General features: G+C 68.3%; 23 protein-coding genes. 8 read left to right on the top strand and 15 right to left on the bottom strand.

The window, feature by feature from the left end; all coding sequences use genetic code 11:
• Window positions 1–297: 297 nt before the first annotated feature.
• Genes KBI44_16260 through KBI44_16250 form a run of 3 tightly spaced genes read right to left on the bottom strand, consistent with a single transcriptional unit; the run spans window position 298 to window position 3,298 of the window.
• Window positions 298–1,068 (bottom strand): SPOR domain-containing protein, encoded by a 771-nt coding sequence (locus tag KBI44_16260; protein ID MBP9146032.1) that lies wholly within the window; start codon window positions 1,066–1,068, stop codon window positions 298–300.
• Between the two features lie 41 nt (window positions 1,069–1,109).
• Complete coding sequence (locus tag KBI44_16255; protein MBP9146031.1) at window positions 1,110–1,877, bottom strand: slipin family protein; 768 nt, start codon at window positions 1,875–1,877, stop codon at window positions 1,110–1,112.
• Window positions 1,877–3,298 (bottom strand): nodulation protein NfeD, encoded by a 1,422-nt coding sequence (locus tag KBI44_16250; GenBank protein ID MBP9146030.1) that lies wholly within the window; start codon window positions 3,296–3,298, stop codon window positions 1,877–1,879. The genes KBI44_16255 and KBI44_16250 overlap by 1 nt, the downstream gene beginning before the upstream one ends.
• Before the next feature lie 99 nt (window positions 3,299–3,397).
• Between KBI44_16250 and KBI44_16245 the strand changes: the two genes are divergently transcribed.
• From KBI44_16245 to KBI44_16230, 4 genes are read left to right on the top strand one after another with little or no spacing between them, the layout of a single operon-like run.
• Window positions 3,398–3,952: a DinB family protein gene (locus tag KBI44_16245; GenBank protein ID MBP9146029.1), complete on the top strand. Its 555-nt coding sequence runs from the start codon at window positions 3,398–3,400 to the stop codon at window positions 3,950–3,952.
• On the top strand, window positions 3,931–4,671 hold the full coding sequence (locus tag KBI44_16240; GenBank protein ID MBP9146028.1) for an NRDE family protein: 741 nt from the start codon (window positions 3,931–3,933) through the stop codon (window positions 4,669–4,671). Before KBI44_16245 ends, KBI44_16240 begins: the two co-directional genes overlap by 22 nt.
• Before the next feature lie 15 nt (window positions 4,672–4,686).
• Entirely contained in the window at window positions 4,687–6,582 is a 1,896-nt protein-coding gene (locus KBI44_16235; GenBank protein ID MBP9146027.1) for a VTT domain-containing protein, read from the top strand.
• Window positions 6,583–6,586: 4 nt separating this feature from the next.
• The gene (locus KBI44_16230; protein ID MBP9146026.1) at window positions 6,587–7,144 is read left to right on the top strand and encodes a hypothetical protein; all 558 of its coding nucleotides are present in this window, start codon (window positions 6,587–6,589) and stop codon (window positions 7,142–7,144) included.
• A gap of 25 nt (window positions 7,145–7,169) precedes the next feature.
• Here the strand turns inward: KBI44_16230 and KBI44_16225 are convergent, their stop codons facing one another.
• The 3 genes from KBI44_16225 to KBI44_16215 all read right to left on the bottom strand — a co-directional run bounded on the left by KBI44_16225 (window position 7,170) and on the right by KBI44_16215 (window position 9,877).
• Complete coding sequence (locus KBI44_16225) at window positions 7,170–8,009, bottom strand: GNAT family N-acetyltransferase (protein MBP9146025.1); 840 nt, start codon at window positions 8,007–8,009, stop codon at window positions 7,170–7,172.
• A 112-nt stretch (window positions 8,010–8,121) separates the two neighbouring features.
• Window positions 8,122–8,715 (bottom strand): YdeI/OmpD-associated family protein, encoded by a 594-nt coding sequence (locus KBI44_16220; GenBank protein MBP9146024.1) that lies wholly within the window; start codon window positions 8,713–8,715, stop codon window positions 8,122–8,124.
• Between the two features lie 40 nt (window positions 8,716–8,755).
• Window positions 8,756–9,877, bottom strand: coding sequence for an NAD(P)H-dependent oxidoreductase (locus KBI44_16215; protein MBP9146023.1), 1,122 nt, complete (start codon window positions 9,875–9,877; stop codon window positions 8,756–8,758).
• A gap of 109 nt (window positions 9,878–9,986) precedes the next feature.
• Between KBI44_16215 and KBI44_16210 the strand changes: the two genes are divergently transcribed.
• Window positions 9,987–11,462 (top strand): CSLREA domain-containing protein, encoded by a 1,476-nt coding sequence (locus tag KBI44_16210; GenBank protein MBP9146022.1) that lies wholly within the window; start codon window positions 9,987–9,989, stop codon window positions 11,460–11,462.
• A gap of 71 nt (window positions 11,463–11,533) precedes the next feature.
• Here KBI44_16210 and KBI44_16205 read toward each other — a convergent pair whose 3' ends face one another.
• The 6 genes from KBI44_16205 to KBI44_16180 all read right to left on the bottom strand — a co-directional run bounded on the left by KBI44_16205 (window position 11,534) and on the right by KBI44_16180 (window position 16,032).
• Window positions 11,534–11,974: a demethoxyubiquinone hydroxylase family protein gene (locus KBI44_16205; protein ID MBP9146021.1), complete on the bottom strand. Its 441-nt coding sequence runs from the start codon at window positions 11,972–11,974 to the stop codon at window positions 11,534–11,536.
• Window positions 11,975–12,218: 244 nt separating this feature from the next.
• Window positions 12,219–13,142 (bottom strand): cysteine synthase family protein, encoded by a 924-nt coding sequence (locus tag KBI44_16200; GenBank protein MBP9146020.1) that lies wholly within the window; start codon window positions 13,140–13,142, stop codon window positions 12,219–12,221.
• A 178-nt stretch (window positions 13,143–13,320) separates the two neighbouring features.
• Window positions 13,321–14,478 carry a hypothetical protein gene (locus tag KBI44_16195; GenBank protein ID MBP9146019.1) on the bottom strand — a complete coding sequence of 386 codons (1,158 nt, stop codon included), beginning with the start codon at window positions 14,476–14,478 and terminating at the stop codon, window positions 13,321–13,323.
• A gap of 162 nt (window positions 14,479–14,640) precedes the next feature.
• On the bottom strand, window positions 14,641–15,090 hold the full coding sequence (locus KBI44_16190) for an SRPBCC family protein (GenBank protein ID MBP9146018.1): 450 nt from the start codon (window positions 15,088–15,090) through the stop codon (window positions 14,641–14,643).
• Window positions 15,091–15,151: 61 nt separating this feature from the next.
• Window positions 15,152–15,352 carry a hypothetical protein gene (locus KBI44_16185; GenBank protein ID MBP9146017.1) on the bottom strand — a complete coding sequence of 67 codons (201 nt, stop codon included), beginning with the start codon at window positions 15,350–15,352 and terminating at the stop codon, window positions 15,152–15,154.
• Between the two features lie 224 nt (window positions 15,353–15,576).
• The gene (locus KBI44_16180) at window positions 15,577–16,032 is read right to left on the bottom strand and encodes a CoA-binding protein (GenBank protein ID MBP9146016.1); all 456 of its coding nucleotides are present in this window, start codon (window positions 16,030–16,032) and stop codon (window positions 15,577–15,579) included.
• A gap of 198 nt (window positions 16,033–16,230) precedes the next feature.
• On the opposite strand from KBI44_16180, the gene KBI44_16175 reads away from it, so the two are divergent.
• Entirely contained in the window at window positions 16,231–16,749 is a 519-nt protein-coding gene (locus KBI44_16175) for a hypothetical protein (GenBank protein MBP9146015.1), read from the top strand.
• 142 nt (window positions 16,750–16,891) lie between these two features.
• On the opposite strand, the gene KBI44_16170 is transcribed toward KBI44_16175, so the two are convergent.
• The 3 genes from KBI44_16170 to KBI44_16160 form a co-directional block, all read right to left on the bottom strand.
• Window positions 16,892–17,080 (bottom strand): hypothetical protein, encoded by a 189-nt coding sequence (locus KBI44_16170; GenBank protein MBP9146014.1) that lies wholly within the window; start codon window positions 17,078–17,080, stop codon window positions 16,892–16,894.
• Between the two features lie 190 nt (window positions 17,081–17,270).
• Window positions 17,271–17,639 carry a TfoX/Sxy family protein gene (locus KBI44_16165; protein MBP9146013.1) on the bottom strand — a complete coding sequence of 123 codons (369 nt, stop codon included), beginning with the start codon at window positions 17,637–17,639 and terminating at the stop codon, window positions 17,271–17,273.
• Window positions 17,640–17,671: 32 nt separating this feature from the next.
• Complete coding sequence (locus KBI44_16160) at window positions 17,672–18,421, bottom strand: carbonic anhydrase family protein (GenBank protein ID MBP9146012.1); 750 nt, start codon at window positions 18,419–18,421, stop codon at window positions 17,672–17,674.
• A gap of 286 nt (window positions 18,422–18,707) precedes the next feature.
• Between KBI44_16160 and KBI44_16155 the strand changes: the two genes are divergently transcribed.
• Both KBI44_16155 and KBI44_16150 read left to right on the top strand, forming a co-directional pair.
• Window positions 18,708–19,118 (top strand): ester cyclase, encoded by a 411-nt coding sequence (locus tag KBI44_16155; GenBank protein MBP9146011.1) that lies wholly within the window; start codon window positions 18,708–18,710, stop codon window positions 19,116–19,118.
• A 534-nt stretch (window positions 19,119–19,652) separates the two neighbouring features.
• A partial coding sequence (locus KBI44_16150; GenBank protein MBP9146010.1) for a DEAD/DEAH box helicase occupies window positions 19,653–21,040 on the top strand: 1,388 nt, incomplete at its 3' end.

Below are 21,040 nucleotides of genomic sequence, written 5' to 3'. Positions count from 1 at the left end.
CCGTAGGTCGTGAGCGTGTCGACGAGCCAGAAAAGCGCCACGCTCCAGGTCGCGAAGCCGTGCAGCCAGCCGAGGAGCCAGGCCCGCGGCTGCCCCAGGAGCAGGAAGAGCGGCACCAGACCGACCAGGCAGATCGGAAGCCACGGTCGGACCGAGAAGCAGAGTCCCCACAACGCTCCCCCCGCGAGCGCCGCGAGAAGGGTGATGGTGAGCGGACTCCGAGACCCCGAGGAGCGCAGGGGTCCGCTCGCCGCCGCGCCCCCGGTGGCAGCGAGCGGGCTACCTACGACCGGGTCGCTAGGGCGAATCGGTCACCCAGGTTTCGAGCCGGAAATCCCGCCGCAACCGCGTCGCAGCGGCCTCCGCCTTGGTGCGCTCGGCATAGGGTCCGACCCGCACGCGGTAGTTCGTGCCGCCGCCTTTCGGCGTTTCGGTCATGACCACGGTAAAGCCGCCCTTGCGCAGTTGCGCGACGATCTCCCTGGCGCGCGGGCCGTTGTTGGACGAGTAGACCTGCACGAAAGTCTTCCCGGCAACAGCGGGTTTCGCTGCCGCGGGCTCCTTCTTGGCAGGCGCCGGTGCCTTCGCCGGAGCTGTCGTGGCCGGAGGTGCAGCGGCCGCCGGCGTCGCCTTCGGGGTGGTGGCCGTCGGCGCAGCGGCAGCTGGCGCCGGAATCGTCCGGTTCGCCGCCATGGTGGCGTCGAGGTTCTGGCGCATCGTCTCGGTGGCGCGCTCCTCGGCCGTCGCAGGGGCGTCCGCAGCGGGCGGCGCGACACGCTCGGCGGCCACCGGGGCCGCTCCGGAGCCGGCCGCGCCGGACGTCCGGGTGCCGGCCTCTTTGCCATTGAAGAAGGTCAGTTGCTCGAGCGGCGGCTCGGTCGAGGTCGCGGCCGCTTCGAGGGTCGCCGGCGGGATGCGGGCCGGCGAGCTCCCTCCCCGTCCGATCCAGACGCCCGAAAGGAACGCCGTCACGAGGCAGGTGAGGAGCACCACGAAGGCGATCAGTACCTGCCGGTTGGTGAGCGCGACCTCGTAATAGCTCGGCTCGTGCGATTCACTCGATTCCAAGACTGCCTCCACTTTTCCTCACGACGGCGGACGCCCGGCCGCTACTTGTTCTGCGAAGAGTTCGGAAAGAACGACTTCAGGAGCTCGATCGGCAGCGGGAAGATGATCGTCGAGTTGTTCTCGGCGGCGATCTCGGTGAGCGTCTGGAGATAGCGCAGCTGGAGCGTCACCGGATTCTGCGAGATCGAGTTCGCCGCCTCGCCGAGCGCCTTCGAGGCGTCGAGCTCGCCCTGCGCATGGATGAATTTGGCGCGCTTCTCGCGTTCGGCTTCGGCCTGGCGCGCCATGGCGCGCTGCATCTCCTGCGGCAGGTCGACGTGCTTCACCTCGACCATCGAGATCTTGATGCCCCAGGGATCGGTGTGTTTGTCGATGATCTCCTGCAGGCGCTCGTTGAGCCTGTCCCGCTCGGAGAGGAGCTCATCGAGCTCCGCCTGGCCGAGCACCGAGCGCAGCGTGGTCTGGGCCAACTGGCTGGTGGCGTAAAGGTAGTTCTCCACCGAGACGACCGCCTTCACCGGATCGACGACCCGGAAATAGAGCACGGCATTGACCTTGACCGAGACGTTGTCGCGCGTGATGACATCCTGCGCCGGCACGTCGAGAACCACGGTGCGCAGGGGAATCGTCACCATGCGATCGAGCGGCCAGAACAGGAAGATGAGGCCCGGACCTTTGGGCTCGGCGAGCACACGGCCGAGCCGGAAGACGACGCCGCGCTCGTACTCCTTCAGCACCTTGATCCAGAGCCGGAGCAGCGAGATGCCGAAGGCGACGAGCACGAGGATGATGGCGAATTCCTGGGGCACTAGCTGCTCCTCTCTTCCGGCCGCACCTTGAGGCGCAGCCCGTCGACGCCGACCACCCGGACGCTCTGCTCCGCGCGCACCGGAGCCTCCGCGTCGGCGTTCCAGATCTCCCCGTGCACGAACACCCGGCCGGCCGGATCGAGGTCTTCGATCGCCCGGCCGAGCTCGCCCTCGAGGCCCCCCTTGCCGGCGAACACCGGCGAGCGCTGGGCCCGGGCGGCGAGCACGGCGAGGAAGCCGACCAGGAGCGCCGCGACGAGGGCGGTCGTGGCGACGAGCCCCCGGCTCAGGCGCAGCGCCGGATCGAGGTCGCGAAACAGCAACAGCGAGCCGAGCACGAGGGCGATGATACCGCCGACGGCGAGCAGACCGTAGCTCGTCACCTTGATCTCGGCGATGAAGAAGACCAGCGCCAGCAGGATCAACCCGACACCGGCGAGATTCACCGGCAGCACCGAGAGCGCATAGAGACCGAGGACGAGGGCGATCGCTCCGACGACGCCCGGGAGCACCGCTCCGGGATGGGCGAGCTCGAAGTAGATGCCGAGGAATCCGATCGACATCAGCAGATAGGCGATGTTGGGGTGGACGATCGCCGCCAGCATCCGCTGCAGCGGCGACATCTCGACCTCGGAGATTCGCGCCCCGGAGAGGGCCAGGGTGCCCTTGCGGCCGGCCTTCTCCCAGGTCCGTCCCTCGAGCGCCAGCAGGAGCTGCGCGAGGTCGGACGCCACGACGTCGACGAGGCCCTGCGCCAGCGCCTCCTGATCGGTGAAGGAGCGGCTCTCGACGACCGCCTCTTCGGCGAGCGCAACGTTGCGGCCGTGACGGCCGGCCAGCGCCCGGATGGTCGCCGCAGCGTCCTGTTCGACTTTCTCGCCCATGACGCCTTCGATGGTCTCGCCCTGTCCGCCGACCGGATGGGCTGCGCCGGTGTTCGTCCCCGGTGCCATGGCGGCGAAGTCGGCTGCCATCAGCAGGAAGAAACCCGCCGAGGCGGCCTGCGCCCCGGAGGGCGCGACGTAGACGACCACCGGCGTCGCCGCCCCGAGCATCGCGGTCGAGATCTCGCGGGTCGAAGAGAGCAGTCCACCCGGAGTGTCGAGCTCCACGACCAGAAGGGCGGCGCCGTTGCGGTCGGCATCCGCCAGCGCTTCGACCAGAAACTGCTGCGCCACCGGCTGCAGGATCGACCGCAGGCGCAGGTGCACGACGGTGATGGGAGGTCGTGGCAGGTCGGTCGGGCCGGACTGGGCAGCCGGAGTCTCCGGGCTCGGCAGCGTCGCGGACCCGCCTGCCGGCTCGCTGCCCGCTGGGCCGGTTTGCGCCATCGCCGCACTGCCGCCCGCGAAGAGCGTCAGCGCAAGCAGAGCAGGAAGAGCGGATACGATGAGGCGAAACTGGCTTCGGGGATCTCGCATCGAACCCGCAGAGCATAAACCACCCCGGGCCCGGCGCCTGCGAGGGCAGCGGGTGCGACTTGACCGCCGGGCGCCCCGGACGAGATCATCGGTCCCTCCATGGAAGTCCTCCCCCCGGTCGTTGCGGCCAACCTGCACTGCCTCGAGCAGGCGCTCGAGCTCCTCGGACGTCTGCCGGAGAGCGCCTTCGCCCGTACCCCGGAACGGCATGCCAGGACGGTGGGCCCGCACCTGCGCCATGTTCTCGACCACTACTCCGCCTTCCTCGCCGGCCTCCCCGCTTTCCGCGTCGACTACGATGCCCGGGCGCGGGAACCCCGGCTCGAGTCGGACCTCGAGTTCGCGGCGGCACGGATGCGGGAGATCGTCGGCGAGCTCGTGCTCGTCGACGAGGACCTCATGGAACTGCCGATCCAGATTCGCCTCGAGTCCGGTGGCTCCACTGGCCCAGGTGGCCCGGATGCCGACCACTGGAGCCATTCCACCGTTCGACGCGAGCTCCAGTTCCTGCTCTCCCATACCGTGCATCACTTCGCGCTGATCTCGATCCTGCTGGAGCGCTTCGCGATTGCGGTGCCGGAAGACTTCGGGATCGCGCCTTCCACGCTCAAGTACTGGCAGGCCCAGGGCTCATGTGCACCGCTTCCTGGCTGACCGCTGGCGACCGGTTCCACTTCTTCTTCAACCGCGATGAACGCCGGACCCGGGCCATCGGGCTACCGCCCGGAGAGCGGCAGGCCAATGGCATCTCCTACCTCTCGCCCACCGACCCCGACTCCGGCGGTACCTGGTTCGCGGCCACCGTGCGCGGGCTCATCCTGGCGCTGCTCAACCGCAGCATCGACGGCCAGCCCCCGGCGGCCGGCCGGCGCAGCCGGGGCAGCCTGATACCGGCCCTCGTCGGCGCCCGCGACCTGCCGGAGGTCGCGGCCCTCCTGAGAGGCCTGCCCCTGGTCGAGTGCGCCCCGTTCCGCCTGATCGCGAACCTCCCGGGAGAAGGCGCCCTCGGCGCGGTCTGGAACGGGAGCGATCTCCAAACGCAAGCGATCACGACGGACAGCGGCCTCCTCTGCTCCTCCTCCCGTGGCGACCTCGAGGTCACCCGGGTGCGCAGTGAGCTGTGGACGGCACGCACTGGCGAGCGCGCCGCTCGCGGCGTCGAAGAGCTGCGCCGCTTTCACCGCAGTCATGCGCCCACGCGGTCGGCATCGTCGGTCTGCATGCACCGGGACGATGCCTCGACCGTGAGCCACCTCGAGGTGCTTCGGGAGACCGCCCGAGTGGAGGTCGCCTACTTCGACGGCGCGCCCTGCTGCGCCGGCGCACCCGAACGCTCGACCCTGGCGCTCCTCACCGGATCCGGGAGCCGCTGAGGCGGACCCGCCGGAATGCCCCTCGCCGCGAACGGCAGCCGGCAGAAAGAGGTTCGCGCCCTTTTCCCTCTCGCTCTGCTCCTTCTGCTCCTCCTGCCCGGGCTCTCTGCGTCGGTGGTCTGGGCGGACGCTCCCGAGCCCGCGCCGGCGTCCGAGAGCCCCTCGGGAAACTGGGCAGGCGGGCTCCTCGGAACCCTCGAGCAGATCGACCCGGAGAGCGGAAGCGGCGGGCCGGGCCGGCTCTCCCTCCGCCACCAGCTTCTGCTCGGCCTGCTGCTCGCCGCAGCGACTCTCGTCAGCGAGGACCTCACCTGCGTCGCCGCCGGGCTCCTGGTCTCCCACGGCAAGCTCTCCTTCGCTGCCGCCACCGCGGCCTGTCTCGCCGGCATCTTCGTCGGGGACCTGCTGCTCGTCCTCGCCGGTCGTCTGCTCGGCAGAAGGCTCCTCGAGCGCGTTCCTTTCCGATGGGTGCTGACCCGCGAGACTCTCGACCGCGCCGAGCGCTGGTTCACGGCGCGGGGCGACCGGGTGGTTCTCGCCTCGCGCTTCGTGCCCGGCAGCCGTCTGCCGCTCTTTCTCGCCGCCGGCATCCTGCGCGCACCATTCGCGCGCGTCGCGGTGGCGCTCCTGCTCGCGGGCGTGGTCTGGACGCCGCTGCTCGTCGGGCTCTCGGCCTGGACCGGAGGCGCGATCCTGACGCAATTCCGCTCCTACGAGCGGGTCGCCCTGCCGGCGATCGTCGCCGCCTTCGCGGTCGTTTTCCTGTTCGTCCGCATCGTCGTGCCGCTCTTCACCTGGCGCGGCCGCCGGCTGCTGCTCGGACGCTTTCGGCGGCTCACGCTGTGGGAGTTCTGGCCGGCCTGGCTCTTCCAGTTCCCCGTCGTTCTGCACGGCCTCTGGCTGGGCCTGCGCCACCGGCACCTGACGCTCTTCACCGCCGCCAACCCGGGCATCCCGTCGGGCGGCTTCGTCGAAGAGTCGAAGAGCGACATTCTTCGGGGGCTGGCCGGTGCTCCGGTGGCCCGTTTCCGGGTCGTCGATCTGCCCACGGATCCCGATCGCCGACTCGCCCGTCTGGAGACGGCGATGCGAGAGGCCGGCCTCGGCTTTCCGGTCGTTCTCAAGCCCGACGTCGGCGAGCGCGGACGGGGGGTCGCCGTGGTGCGCTCGGGGGCGGAGCTCGCGCGCTACCTCGAACAGTCCGCAGGGCGAGTGCTCCTCCAGCAATACATCCCCGGCGAGGAGTTCGGCGTTTTCTACGTCCGCCACCCGGAGGAGGAGCGCGGCCGGATCATCTCGATCACCGGCAAGCGCTTTCCGGTGGTCGTCGGCGACGGCCGGCGGCGCCTCGAAGAGCTCATCCTCGCCGACGATCGCGCTGTCTGCATGGCCCCCTACTACCTGCAGGCGAATCTCGAGCGGCTCGACGAGGTACCGGCACCGGCCGAGCGTGTGCAGCTCGTCGAGATCGGCAACCACTGCCGCGGCACCGTCTTTCTCGATGCTCGCGAGCACCGGACGGCCGAGCTCGAGGCCGCCATCGAGGCGTTGGCCCGCACCTTCCCGGGCTTCTACTTCGGGCGCTTCGACCTGCGGGTCCCGTCGGTCGGGCAGTTCCGCGCCGGCCTCGAGCTCACCATCCTCGAGCTCAACGGCGTCACCTCCGAGGCGACCCACATCTATGCTCCGGGAGCGAGCCTCCTCGCGGCCTATCGAACGCTGTTCGAACAGTGGCGGCTCGCCTTCGCGATCGGCGCCGCGAATGTCGCACTGGGGGCCTCCGCGACCGGCCTGGGGGCGCTCGTCCGTCTGTTGCGCAACCGCAGTGCGCGCTTTGGTACCATCGCTCCACTCTCGCCGGCGGAGACGGCAGCCGCCGCGCCATCCCGGCACGACCCTGACCAGGAGTGAACCGATGATCTCCGCCGCCCGTTCGACCGCCGCGACGACGCTCTTGCTGATCCTGCTAGCCGCGCTCTTCGCGGCCGCTCCGGCCGCTGCTCAGGCTCCGGCACCGCCGCCGGCAGCCGCGTCCCCCAAGCCGGGCGCGAAGCCGGCAGCGACCCCGACGGCTCCGACTCCGCTCTCCGCCGTCGCCTCGTCGACGCCCCAGGTTCAACTGCCGCCGGCGGAACCGCAACGGCTGGTGTTGCAGGCGGCGACGGTCGCGGGGGGACCGGCGATGGCCCGCGGTGAGGGCACCGTCGCGATCGAGCGCCCGGCCATCTTCCACTTCCAGCCCGAGGCCGCCGGGCTCTTCTCGATCGGAGTCGCTTCGCCCCAAAGCGCGGCCCGCATCACGGTCTACCTCGGCGACTCGACCGCGCCCGAAGCCGGAACGTCGCAGGCCGACGGAGCGATCCGCTGGTCCACCGGCCTCGACGGCGGCGTCAAGGTGAAGATCGTCGTGCACACCGCCGGCGCGGAGATTCCCTTCCGCGTCGAGGTGATCGCCGGCCCGGGCAGCGTCTAGCGGACGATTCCGGGGCGTCTTCGGGTCAGCCGAAAAAGATCCGGCGGGCGCGCACCGAGAGCGCGTCGACGTCGAACAGGATGAAGAAGTCGATCGTCTTGAACCGGCGGTCGATGACCGGCGGGCCGCAGGTGCGCCCGGCGTAGCGCAGATAAATGTCGAAGAGCGGCGGCAGCTCGATACGCTCGCCCTTCTCCGGCGCCGGATCTTCCCCCTCCCACAGACACTCGTAGCCGGGCATCGCGCCGACGGGGACGTCGTGACGCACCAGGTTCTTGCGCTCGAGGTAGTCCAGCACCCGCTTGCCGTCCCACGGGTCCTGCGAGGTCAGCGAACAGGGCCCGAAGAGGAAGCGCTTCTGGTTGTGCGCCATGTAGAGCGCGAGCCCCTTCCAGAGCAGGAAGAGTACCGGTTTCAGCCGATGCTCGACGGCGATGCAGGCCCGGCCGACCTCGACCGACTGCGCGACGATCTCCTCCGGCAGCCGCGAGAGATCGAACTCGGTACCGGTGTAGAAGCCCCTGGCGGCGAGCGCCATCGCGGCAGTCTGTATGCGATAGGTGCCGATCACCCGGCCGGAAGGCCGGTGCTCGACCAGCAGGTGATGGCACTGGGCGTCGAACTCGTCCTGGTCGCGACCGGTCGCGAACGACTCCTCCAGCCCCTCGCGCAGCTCGATGTTGAAGATGTCGAAGCGCAGCCGGAGGATGGCGTCGAGCTCTTCGACCGACGAGGCGTAGCGAACCGCGTACGCCCCCTCCGCGATCTCTCCGGGCGGCAGCGACTCACGGGCCTGCGGATAGTCGACCAGTTCAGGCTGGGCTTCGGCCAGATTCGCGAGCGGCGTTTCACTGGGCGGGGTCAAGGAACCTCCGGCTGGCAGGCAGCACGAGTGGCAGCGCCGCAATTCTAGCGCAGCGCCGCGTCGCCGGCGGCGACGGACATGACCCGGACCTGTGACGCGGCGGTGACCGCGTTCACTTGCGGTACTTCCACATCCGCGACTTGCCACAGGCGAGCCACTCCACCGTGGTCGCGATCCGCTTGTCGCGCGTTACGGCGGTCTTCGCTTCGCTGATCCACTCGAGGTACTCGCGTCGATGGCTCGGTGGAAAGGCTTCGAACGTCGCCTGGGCGGCGCGGTTCTTCGCCAGCGCAGCGCGGAGCTCCGCAGGCACAGGGAGCGCTGCACGGCGGGTCCTGGGCTTCGCCGGGACCTTTTCGCCGCTCGAGTTGCGGGCGACCGAAGCCCTCACGAGCTGCACGATCACGACGTCCTGCGGCAGCTCGGCGAGCGTCGTGATCCGTCCGAAGTGTCCCATTGCGTCGTCTTCCTTGCCGGTCTTCGAGGTCGGTCCGCCACGCCAGAGCCCGAAGGCGCAGTGCGACTTGAAGGCCGCCATGTGACAGACGATGCCGCCGCATTCGAAGAAAGGCATCCCCCACTTGATCGTCTCCGCGATCTGCGGTTCCGCCTGGTGCACGAGTTTCCGCAAATGGCCGAGAATCGGCTGGGCGAAGGGAGCGGCTTGGGCGATGTAGGCGTCGATTCGCGGGTCGGTGCTGGCCATGCGGCAGTCTCCGTCGGTGGGGCGGCTGGCGCCGCGTGGGTTAGCCGTTGGGATCGTGCAGGCCTTGCAGACGGTCGGGGCCGAACGCCTTCCGGCCGCCGCGCAGGAGCCTCCGATCCTCGATCGACGACGCGGTGAGGATACGCGACATGTCGACCGCGCGCGCCGCGAGCGCGCGCGCCGCTTCGTGCAGGTCGGGCGAGTCACGCACCGAGGCGACGTTTCTCTCCATGTCCTCGGCGTCCCAGCCGCGCGAATGGGCGATGAAGGGGTACTGCGGAAACACGCAGCCGATCTCGGCGAAGAAGCCGAGCATCTGGCCGGCGACCGCCTGCACGTTGTCCTGGCCGCCGGTGATGATGAAACCGGCGACCTTGTTCTTGAGCAGTACGCGATTGTGCAGGGTGATCTGGTTCTGAATGCAGTTCATGCGTTCGACCATCTTGTAGTAGAGCGCGGACGCCGCGCCCCAGCGGATCGGAGTGGCCACCAGGATGACGTCCGCCCAATGCACGATCGCCTCGTAGACCCGGTCGAGCTGGTCTTCGGCGTCCATCTGGGTGATCGAGCACGGCCAGGTGCAGGCCCGGGCGCTCTTCGAGTAGTAGCCCTCGCAGGAGCGGAAGGAGAGATCGTTCAGCTTGATCATCCGATGCTCGCAGTCGAGCGCCTCGCCGGAGTGCCCGAGCGCCGCGGCGAGCAGCTCGTCCGAAGTCGAAAAGCGCGGCAGATCCCGATTCATCACCGTCGTCGAGATGCCGACCACCCGGATCGGTCCCGGCGCACGTTCGGGCTTGCGCGCGAGAGGGTGCGGCTCGTGCGGCAGCCGGCCCCGCTTCGAAACCGCTTCGAGGTTCACGAACAGGTGCCCATCGCGCTCTTCGACCTCGTAAGAGGGCACCTGGTCGGCCTCGAAGCCCGGCTCCCCTTCTCCGGTCGTGCAATGGAACTTCCAGCCGTGCCAGGGGCAGACGACGTAATCGCCGGCGATGGTTCCGTCGCCCAATGGCCCTCCGACATGGTTGCAGATGCCGGAGATCGCGCCGAACTTGCCGTCCTTGAAAGTGAGCGCGATGCGCGTGCGATCGATCGTCAGCGCCCGCACCGGGCGATCCTTCAACGCAGCCACCGGTCCGAGATCCACCCACTTGGCGTCGCTCATCGTGCCTCCCTGGATGCAGGAAGTCTAACCGCGTGCCCGGCGTGAGGCGAAGCGGCGTCGATGTCCAGATGGACGTTCGCTTGGCGCGAATCCAGGTGAGGAGGCCTTCATGTCTCGAACCCATCGTCTGCAAACACTGGCGTCATGGCTCCCGAAACTGGCCCGCGTCGGCGCCGTCGTCGTGGCCAGCGGTCTCTGCGCGTCCCTGGGCGCGGGAGGGATTGCGACGCCGCTGAGCGCGGCGACGATCGCTGTCGACACACTCACCGATACCGAAGTCGACGATGGCCAGTGCTCGCTTCGCGAAGCGATCCGGGCCGCGAACACCGACCTGGCCTACTCTGGATGCCCGGCCGGCAGCGGTTCAGACCGAGTACGCATCGACCTCACCGGCACGATCGTCCTCGCCTCGGACCTGCCGACGATCACGCGCTCACTGACCCTCTCCGGACCGGCGACCGGCGCGCTCACCCTCAACGGTGCGAATCACCGGATGCTGTTCTTCAACGGTGCGCCCAACGGCCGCACGCTCCGGGTCGAGCGGATGACCGTCCGCAACGGACTGAATCCGATCGGTGGCGGTTGCATCACGGTGCGCACCGGGGACCACCTCGAAGTCGTCGACAGCCGGATCACCGCCTGCGAGTCCGCGGAGGCGGGCGGCGGGATCTATGGTGACTCCGCCGGTTCCATCACGCTTCAGCGCAGCACGGTCGACGGCAACCTCGGCGCTCTCGGAGCCGGGGGAGTCTACTTGCTCGGCGAAGGCTACCCGGAACTATTGACGGAAGCGGCAGGAGGCGCAGCACCCACCGCTTTCATGCTGGTCGAGGACTCGACCGTCTCGGGAAACACGGGAGACGGCGAGTCCGTCGGCGGCGGAATCGTATTCGGCTGGGCGAACGGCGAGATCCGGCGCTCGACGGTGAGTGGCAACAGCTGCGGCGACTGGGGTGCGGGCATCGGACTCATCTACGGTACCGTCCGCATTGCAGGCAGTACGATCACCGCCAACACCGCCGATACGAACCTGGACGATACCGAGGAGGTGGGCGGCGGCCTTCTCGCTCATGCCGATGCCCTCTATCCTTCGGCCCTGGAGCTCTCGAGCAGCGTGGTCGCTGGGAATCTCGGCGGCACGCTGGCGAGCGACCTCGCCGTTGGTCCAAACTCCGCAATTCTCTCGCTGGGCGGAAATCTCATCGGCGCCCGCGATGGCGGCGGTGCCGCCTTTCCCCTCGGCGGGCCGAACTCCAACGATGATTGGGTCGGAAGTCGCGCGGCGCCGATCTTCGCCGCGCTCGCTGGGCTCGCCGACAACGGCGGGCCGACGAAGACACACGCCCCCACTCCCGGAAGCCTCCTGGTCGACCACGGCGAATGTCCCGGCGAGCCCAGCGACCAGCGGGGCTATGGCAATCTGGAGACGCTGCAACGCGCTGTCGACAACCCGGTGGTCCCGGACAGCACCGACGGTTGCGACATCGGCGCCTTCGAGACCGACGGCGCCCGACTCCCCGTCGCCCTTTTTCATGACGGATTCGCCGGCGGCGACACCGGCGCCTGGTCGTCAGCCGTCCTGTGAATTCCGGCGATCCACCCGGCGAGGCCTCGGAGTAACCCGGCTGCCGAGGCCTCGCCGCGGACCGATGGGCCCTACAGGGAGTGCTTCAGCGCAGAAAGGGTGTCGTGGGTGCGGAGCTGTTCCGGAAGGAGCTTGGTCTCGACGAACATCCGGATGTCGGAGTCGAGATTGTCGAGCTCCGCCCGGTAGTCGTCGCGACCGTGGTCTTCACCCTCCTCGAGCGCGGCAATCGCGGCCTTCTTGCCGAACACCTTCGCGCCGCCCTCGACGAGCTGCGCGAAGGCGCCCCAGACACCGGAGCCTTCCGCCGGCTCGCCGCCGCGGCGCGTGATCTCGTCCCGCAACAGCGCAGCGCGCTGCTGGTGGGACATCCGGCAATCCGCGAGCCTGGCGCGCAGCGCGGGATCGTCGTCGAGCTTCGCGATCGCCTGCTCGTAGGTTTCCACCGCGGAAAGCTCGCCGCGAAGGAAGGAGTTCAGCTGGGTGACGTCGGTTTCGGTTGCGGTCTTCATCGATGGATCTCCCTGGAAAACCTGCGTTGAGTGAGGCAGAGTCCGAGGAGTCCCGGACCTGCCACGGACCTTCAACGCAGGCATGTTTGCAACTGGCGTTCCAGATTGGAGAGGCCGTGGCTACGCGGGTTTCCGGCGGCCGGCTTCCTGTCGCGGCGGGCAGTTGTACAAATGGGTCGAATCACGTGCATGCCGTCGCATCGAGGTCCTCCGCACCCGCGATCGGGTGGGATGAGGCGGGAGCTCAAGCCGGCTGGAAGACGTCGGTCTGGAGGTATTTGAGACCCGAATCGCACATCAGCGTGACGATCCGGCTCCCTGGGCCCAGGCGCAGGCCGACGCGAATCGCGGCGACGACGTTTCCACCCGACGAGGTCCCGGCAAACAACCCCTCCTCCCGCGCCAGCCGCCGCGCCATCGCCTTCGCCTCGTCGGTCGCGACCGCCGTCACCTCGTCGACCAGCGCCGGCTCCCAAAGCGGCGGGACATAGCCGATGCCCACCCCTTCGATCTTGTGCGGCCCGGCCTCGCCGCCACCGAGGACCGGCGATTCGGCCGGTTCGACGACGACGATTCTCACCTCCGGTCGGTGGCGTTTGAGGACAGTCGCGACGCCGCGCGAGCCGGCGGCCGTTCCGACGCTGTGCACGAAGGCGTCGAGCGCGCCGCCGGTCTGGCGCCAGATCTCCTCGCCCAGCGGGAAATAGCCTGCGATGGCGTCATGGTTGTGGAGCTGGTCGGTCCAGAAGGTGTGCGGCTCACGGGCGAGCTCGCGTGCGGTCTCGACCATATCGAGGATGAGCTTTCGGGTGGTCTTGCCACCTTCGCTCGGCACCAGCGTGAGCTCGGCACCCAGCGCCGCCATCTGCCGGAGCTTCTCCGGACTGAAGGCGTCGGAGGTGACGATTCGGAGTCGGTAACCCTTGGCGGCGCAGACCAGGGCCAGGGAGGCTCCGGTGCTGCCCCCGGTGTACTCGACGACGGTGTCGCCCGGCCGGAGCCGGCCGTCCTCTTCCGCGCGGGCGATGACCGCCGCCGCCATTCGATCCTTGACGCTCCCGGTCGGGTTCTCCCACTCGAGCTTGGCGTAGATCTCACCGCACCCGGGCGGCACGACCCTGTGCAGCCGGACCATCGAGGTATTGCCGATGGCATCGAGAATTTGCATGGGTTGCCTCATGAGTGCAGAAAGGCTGCTGCCATGATCATCCAGGTCTCCCGCGGACCTCGCCTACCGGCGCATCGATGGACGTGCGTCCCATCCCGGCGGCCCGGCGGACTCCACTGCGGAGGAGCCGCCCGCCGACCGACAGGCTACGACAACGGCTCGCGAGGACACTCGGTCCTCAGTCCGCGATGTCCACCAGCCGGGTGATGAATCCCCATCCTCCGCCGAGCTCGCTCACCGCCAGCACCAGCTCGTTGGTGCCCTTGCGCAGCGGCAGATAGACGGCGTCGTTCTCGGGACTCACGATGCCGAGGAACGCGGGGTCGCGGAAGTTCTGCGCGCTCCGGCCGCGAAACAGGATCTGCCCGTTGAGGAACAGGCTGACGTCGTCGCTGTATCCGAGCTGCAGCTTCTTCACCTGGTCGCGATCGGATTCGATCCGGGTCCGGGCATACACCACCTTCATTCCCGGCTGCGGATCCAGGCGCTTCGAGAAATCGGTTGCGAACGACACCCTGGGATGAGGACTGTCGCGATAGCGATTGATGACCACGAGGCCGGGCGGCTCCGCCTCCACCTCCTGCCAGACGATGGCCTTCGTTTCGGCGGACGAAAGCGGACGCTCCAGGTTCCGCTCGAGCGCGTCGAATGCCGGCGACAGGCTCCATCGGGTGAGCGCCCCATCAGGCATCGGCGGCGAGCGCCTCTCCCGGGGCACTTCGGGCGACTCCCGGATGGCGAAGTTCGAGAAGCAAGTCGCCCCCGTGAGGACTGCGAGCGCCACCTGCCCCTTCTCGATGCCGCTCTTCAAGTCGTTCACGACGAGCGCCGGGGTCTTCATGTCGTGAACGAAGAGTCGGGCCTGCGCTCCGGCGACGATCAGGCGGAGATGAAACCAGGCGTCCTTCGGAATCTCGACCACGCCGGTGAACCCCGGACCGCTGTAGAGCTGCCAGTTGAGGCCGGTGCCCAGTACGGGTGTGTACTGCATGGCGTCGGAGAGACCGGACTTGTGCTGCCGAAGATAGATCCACTCGGCGTCGGTGCCGCTCTCCGCGATGCGGAACTGGATGCCGAAGAACCCCCGGGTCGCGGCGGTGGCGACGTCGACGTCGATCACCCCGTCGCGCAGCTCGAAGTCGGAGAGGACCGCCGCTCCGCCGTCGAGAGACAGGCACTTGCGGCCGAGATAGTCGACGACCCGGGCCTCTCCCTGCAGCTGCCAGCGCGGAGAATCCGGGGCGATCGCGAGAGTCTCCGCAGTCTGGGAGCGGAGTGCAGGTTCGAAGAGTATCGCCAGCGCACAAAGTGCACCCAATCGGCTCTGTCCGCTCATGGAGAGGCTCCCCTGTCGCCAGCTACCGCACCGGAATGAAGCTCCCCTCTCTGTACGCTGGCGGGCCGCGCAGGGTTGCGGGCCCCGCTCCCCAGGGCGCGATGGCGGCGAACCGGATCTCGACGGTGGTTTCGGGCATCCTGGGCTTGTTCGCTGCCAGTGTCATCCCCCGGGGACCACCGCCTCGACGAGTTGCGCGAGGAGCGTCAGCGACTCCTGCCAGCCGAGGTAGCACGCTTCGGCCGGAATCACCTCGGGGATGCCCTCCTGGACGATGTGGAGCTCGGTTCCGCAGAAGACCTGACGCAGGGAGACCGTCACCTGCATCTCGCCCGGCAGATTCGGATCCTCGAACTTGTCGGTGTGCCGGATCCGTTCGTTCGGGACGAGCTCGAGATATTCGCCGCCGAAAGAGTGACTCTGTCCGTTGCCGAAGTTCGTGAACGACATCCTGAAGGTGCCTCCCACTCTGGCGTCGAGGTGGTGGATCTCTCCTGTGAAACCGTGCGGCGGCAGCCACTTGACCATGGCGCCTGCATCGAGAAACGCCCGATAGACCTTTTCGGGAGTCGTGCGCAGAACACGGTGCAGTCGAACGGTTTGGGTCGGCATGGTCGGCTGGCCTCCGGGCGGCTCGGGTGGAATGGGATCTTCTCGACGGCTGACGCGAAAACTACCCCAGGATGGCCGCGCGGCGCTGGTGCGACAGCCGGCAGCCTTCGAGTTCGGCGCGCAAGGTGGGCTCGTCGTCGATCTTCGCGATCGACTGCTCGCAGGCCTCGACCGCGGAAAGCTCGCCGCGAAGGGAGGAGCTCGGCTGGGTGACGTCGGCTTCGGTTGCAGTCTTCGTCGACTGGATCTCCCTCGCAGCCATGCGTTGAGCCCGGCAGGTGCCGGGCGGTCCCAGACCTGCGATGGACCTTGAATGGACCGGAAGAGGACCGGCAATGGACCCGCAGTGGATCTCAACTGCAACTGCCATTCCGGATTGGGGAGACCGGTGAATCGCTGTTCCCGGCGGGCTGCGCTCCTGCGCGAGGAGGCCGTTGTACAAACAGGACCAGGCAGAAGTGGGAAGGCTCCGGCGCGCGCCCCTCTTCAGGTCGGGACCCGCCCCTTGTGGCGCAGCCACCAGCACATGCAGCGATGGGCCAGGTCGACCGGCTCGCAGTACATCAGCGGGCAGCCGCCGACGATCGGCTCGATGCCGCGAGTGCGGCATTCGAGCACGGCTTCTTCCGAAACGCTCCCCTCGCCGAACGAGCGGTGGAACCAGATTCTCCGCACGCCGCGCTCGGCGCACTGACGCACGCAGGCGGCCGCGAACCGCGGGTGGCTCGCGAACACCACGGCATCGAGCTCGCCCGGCACGGCGGCGATCTCCGGATAGCAGGTCGCGCCCTCGAGCTCGGTGGCATGGGGATTGATCGGCACGACTTTGTAGCCCGCGGAGCGGAGTTTGTTGAGCACGGCGTTGCCGACGCCGTTCGTGCGCGACACACCGGCGACAGCAATGCGGCGGCTCTTGAGGAACTCGGCGACCGACTGTGGCATGGCAGGCATGAGAGGACCTCCTCGTCCACCATGGAACCACTCCACCGGATCCGGCGCACCCCGCTATCGGGTGGGGTACTCCGAGGGGCTCGCGAATCCGGGCCAACGGAGCGCCCGGCGCCTCCACTTTTGGGCGCTTCGACAATATGCTTGATGTTTCGAGACGGTTCCACTGCAGTCTTCCAAGGAGAGAACGTAATGAAACTGGTCGTTCGCAATCTCGCGCTGGTGCCTCTGCTGCTGCTCGCCGGTTCGTTCGTCGCCGTCCAGGCGGGGGCCGGCACCCTGGGCTATCCCTCGACCGAGGACGCCAGCTTCCTGGTCGATCTCCCGGACGGCTGGGAGGTCGAGCCGGGCGAGGAGGTCGGCGATTTCGTCCACGTGAACAGCGACAGCGGGGTGTATCTGGCCTTCCGCACGATCGCGGGCAGCGAGAGCGCGATGGAGGACGCGATTGCGGAAACCGTGGCCTACCTCGAAGAGAACTACAAGAATGTCGCCGTTGGGGATCCGACCGATGCCAAGCAGGCAGGCCTGAGCGGCTTCTACATGGACGGCACCGGCAAGGACGAGGATGGCACGGGCGTCGTCTTCCGCATGGCCTGGCTGGCTCTCGAAGACGGCCACATCGGCGAGATCTGGTTCGCTGCTCCGGCGAGCGACAAGTCCGGCATCGCCGCGGCCGCGAAGGCTCTCAACTCCTTCCGCGCGCCGTAGCTGCTGCTCGACGCTCCCCGGTTCCTGGATTCCGGCAGCTCGCCGCGCCGGAACCGGAGGGCCCGGCCAACCCCGAGGTCGCCGCCCTACCCCCCGGCGGCGCTCGCCGGGCCGCGAAGCCCGCGGCCTCGCCGGGGTCGATTCAGCTCCGGGTTCTGAAACCCCACACGCTGAGCGCGCCCGTCACCGCGGCGGCCAGCCAGGAGGTCCAGACCGGGATGGGGGTCACCCCGATCAGGAGAGGGGTCTCTTCGACGGCGCGCCAGGCGTGCGCCAGAGCGACGAGGGCCAGGAACGCTGCGGCAACGCGGGGAAAATTGCTACGACTCATGGGCAATCTCCTCTTGCGGCCAGGCCACTTTACCCCCTGCGCCAGCCCTATTTCCGGTCTCTTTCCGGGCCGCTCGCGGGTCCGAGGAACAGGAAGCCGGCGGCCGCCCGGGCAGCGATGGGCAGACACGAACGGCTCGGCGGAACAGTAAACCGATCCGGAACCGGCAGCCACTTCGGCAGTGCTGCGGCTACCGACGGCCTGGCCTCCCGACCGCCGCGCGGAGGGACGTCTTCGGCGGCAGCGATTCGACGAAGCGCAGGCAGTCACCGATCCACAGCTCGAGATCGCCGTCTTCGGCGAATCCGCCGGGAGCGACGAAGACGAAGCCCTTGAGCGGCTTGCCGGTGAAGTCCATCGGCCGGGCGAACGGGCGGGTGAGCGCGCGTTCGTAGCGATCGGGACCGACCCGGCACATGAGGTTGTCACTCACGATTCCCACGACCATGTGGCCCTGCAGCAGGAAGGCGATACCGCCGAACATCCGTTTCTCGACGATCTCGCGCCGATCGTGGAGGACCTCCCGAATCCGCTCCGCCAGACCTTCGTCGTAGGGCATCGCTCCCCCGAAATCTCAGACTGGCAGAACAGCTAGGGCGTCGCGAGGATCTCGCGCTCGTGCAACGCCTGCACGGGGCGGGCGTTCGACTCGTACAGCTTGCCGAAGGTCGCGAGCTGGCTTTCGCCGATGGTCGTGGCCGCCCTGAGCACGAACCAGCGCACGTTTTCGCTGCACGGCGGCGTGGTCAGCGACCCCTGAAAGGTGTAGTAGCCGCGCTCGCTGGGCAGCAGGGCGGTCGCGTCGAGCTCGAGGTCCAGGCGCACCTCTTGGTGCTTGGCCGGCGGCAGGCGTTGCCAGATCTCCGCGAGGAGCGGATTCTCGCCACCGCGGTCGAGCAGCACGGCGACGACGGCGAGGTGCCCCGTCGCGTCGCGGTGCACGAGGTGGACGACCATGTCGTGCGCCTTCCCGTCGATCTTCTCCTCGCTCGGCTTGTGGAAGTGGAACTGGAGCAGCTCGAAGCGCTCGCCCCCGACTTCGATGGCGCTGCCCGGAGCCACGTCGACCTGGACGGTGTGGCCGTTGTCGACGATCGTCGGCTTCCCCGCCCGATAGTCGAATCGAATTGCCGGCAGCTCCGCCGTCTTCGCCCCGCGGATATCGATCGGCGACTGAAGCCGCCCGAGCCCGCAGGTCGCGAACGCCGGGTCGAGCTCCGCCCAATCGGCGGGTCCGCCGTGGCCGTCGTAGCTCCAGCCGGGTCCGTCGGCGGAGCCTCCGCCCGCGAGGCCCAGAAGCGCGCACAGTGAGACCCCACAGGCCGTACGAACCGTCGTCATCGGAGAGCTCCCTGGGCGCGGATCCTACCCGACCCCGCGCCGGGTCGCTGCCGGCTGGTCCCTGGCCGTGGCGATACCAGGCAATCTGCCTGCGGCTGACATGGCGAACATGCGCGTCCGCCACGACAGCCGCAAGGGCATCTTCGCGGAACGCTTCGAGAATGGCGCCACCGAGCCCTGGAGCGCCACGGTTGCCTGAGCTGGCGCCGTGGTGCAGACCTCATTGCCCGATCGGTCTACAATCGCCGCCAGAAACCGGCTGGTTCAACTCATGGAGGATCGATCGATGGCGTCCAACGGGAAGAACCGCGAGATCGCGCTGCGATGGATGGAGGAAGTCTGGAACCAGCGGCGGGAAGAGGTGATCGACGAGCTCATGCACGCCGACGCCGTCGGTCACATGGAAGGCGGCGACGTCCACGGACCCGCCGGCTTCAAGGCGGCGCGCGCCGCGTTCCTCGAGGCGCTCCCCGACCTTCGCATCGCGGTCGAGGACAGCGTCGCGGAGGGGGATCAGGTCGTCCTCCGCTGGCGCGTGACCGGAACCCACCTCGGCACGGGACTCGGCATCCCCCCTTCGGGCCGAGTGATCGAGGCGCGCGGCATGTCCTGGTTCCGCTTCCGCGACGGCCAGATGATCGAAGGCTGGGACAGCTGGGACCAGAGCGGCCTGATTCAGAAGCTGACCCCGCCGTAACGGGACCGCACCCCACCCGTCGGTGGGAGAGTCTTCGGGCTTCAGCAGGACCGTGACGTTCGAGGTATACATCGGCGTCTCCGCGATCGACCCGGCCATCGCCGACGGACAGCGAGGCGGACACCCGCTCAGGGGTCGCCTGCCCATCGCTCGTCCCGTCCCGCCCTCCTGTCCCTCCGATGTGTCCCCGGTCTCCCAAGAAGTCCTGTCCCCCGAGTTTCCTTCTTCGCCGCACCGGGGTCCAAGTAGCATGAAACCGGCGCTCGCCTTGGGGGAGGACCCCGTGCGAGTACCAGCCGATATCCTGGCGCGATTCAGGCTGCGGCAAGGACGCTGTCGATCGAGGAATCCAATCGCGCCAGGGGACGTTCTTGGGGGGACGAGACCTGTCTGGCGCCGCCATGAAGTCCTCGCGACCAGGATTTGGAGGGACTTCGACGCTCCGGCACTGTTCCGGCACCTCGCTGGCCTGAGGCTACAAGTCGGCCGGTCGGTTGCCCCTGGCCCTCTTCCGGTTATCGTCTACCCATGGCCATGCGCGAAGAAACGGACAAGACGACCGATCCAGCCCCGGGATTCTCCGCGCTCGGCCTCGACCCTCGGGTCGTCGCCGGACTCGGAGCCTTAGGGTACGAGGAGCCGACTCCTGTCCAAAGGCAAGCGATCCCGCCGTTGCTCGCAGGTCGCGACGTTCTCGGTCAGGCGGCAACCGGTACCGGCAAGACCGCTGCCTTCGCGTTGCCGCTGCTGCACATCCTCACTCCGCACGCCGCAGTGGCGGAACGCCTCGGCGCACTGATCCTCGTACCCACTCGCGAGCTGGCGATGCAGGTCGCCGAAGCGGTACACAAGTACGGCAAGGCCATGGGAATCATCGCCGTGCCGATCTACGGCGGTTCGCCGATGGAGATGCAACTGCGCCAGTTGAAGCGCGGCGTCGATGTCGTGGTGGCGACTCCGGGACGCGCTCTCGACCACATCCGCCGCAAGACGCTCGGGCTTTCCCGCATCAAGGTGGTGATTCTCGACGAGGCCGACGAGATGCTCGACATGGGCTTCGCCGAAGACATCGAAGCCATCCTCGCCGAGACGCCCAGGGAACGTCAGACGGCACTCTTTTCCGCCACTCTCCCGCCGCGCATCGCCGAAATCGCCAACCGACACCTTCGCAACCCGGTGCGCGTTCGCATCGACCGTGAGGTGGTTCCCGCGGGTTCGGCCCCGCGCGTGCGGCAGTCGGCCTACGTGGTGGGCCGGGCGCACAAGATGGCGACCCTCGGGCGCGTGCTCGACGTCGAAAACCCCGCTTCGGCCATCGTCTTCTGCCGCACGCGCACCGAGGTCGACGAGCTCACGGAGTCGCTGAATGGCCGCGGCTATCGCGCCGAAGCCCTGCATGGCGGCCTGTCGCAAGAACAGCGCGATCGAGTCATGAAGAAGTTCCGGGCCAACACCGTGGATCTGCTGATCGCGACCGACGTGGCGGCGAGAGGCCTCGACGTCGAGCACGTTTCCCACGTGGTGAACTACGACGTTCCCACTTCGGCCGAGGCCTACGTCCATCGCATCGGGCGCACCGGCCGGGCCGGACGCGAGGGCGTCGCCATCACCCTCGCCGAGCCCCGTGAACACCGCCTGCTCCGCAACATCGAATTCCTCACCAAACAGAGGATCCAGATCGAAACCGTGCCCACGGTTGCCGACCTTCGGGCTCGCCGGATCGAGTTGACCAAGACCTCCCTCCGCGAGACCATCGTCGGCGGTGAGCTCGACGCATACCGCGCCGTGGTCGATTCGCTGGCCCAGGAGTTCGACATCATGGACGTCGCGGCGGCGGCGGTGAAGCTCGTCGAGACCCGCGACGGAGTCGACGGCGAAGAGATCCCGTCGGTCCCGATCCGGCCGGATCGGCCCGCTTCCCA

It is taken from the genome of Thermoanaerobaculia bacterium (genome assembly GCA_018057705.1).
Lineage (GTDB): Bacteria > Acidobacteriota > Thermoanaerobaculia > Multivoradales > JAGPDF01 > JAGPDF01.
This window is presented reverse-complemented; position numbering and strand designations above follow the sequence as displayed.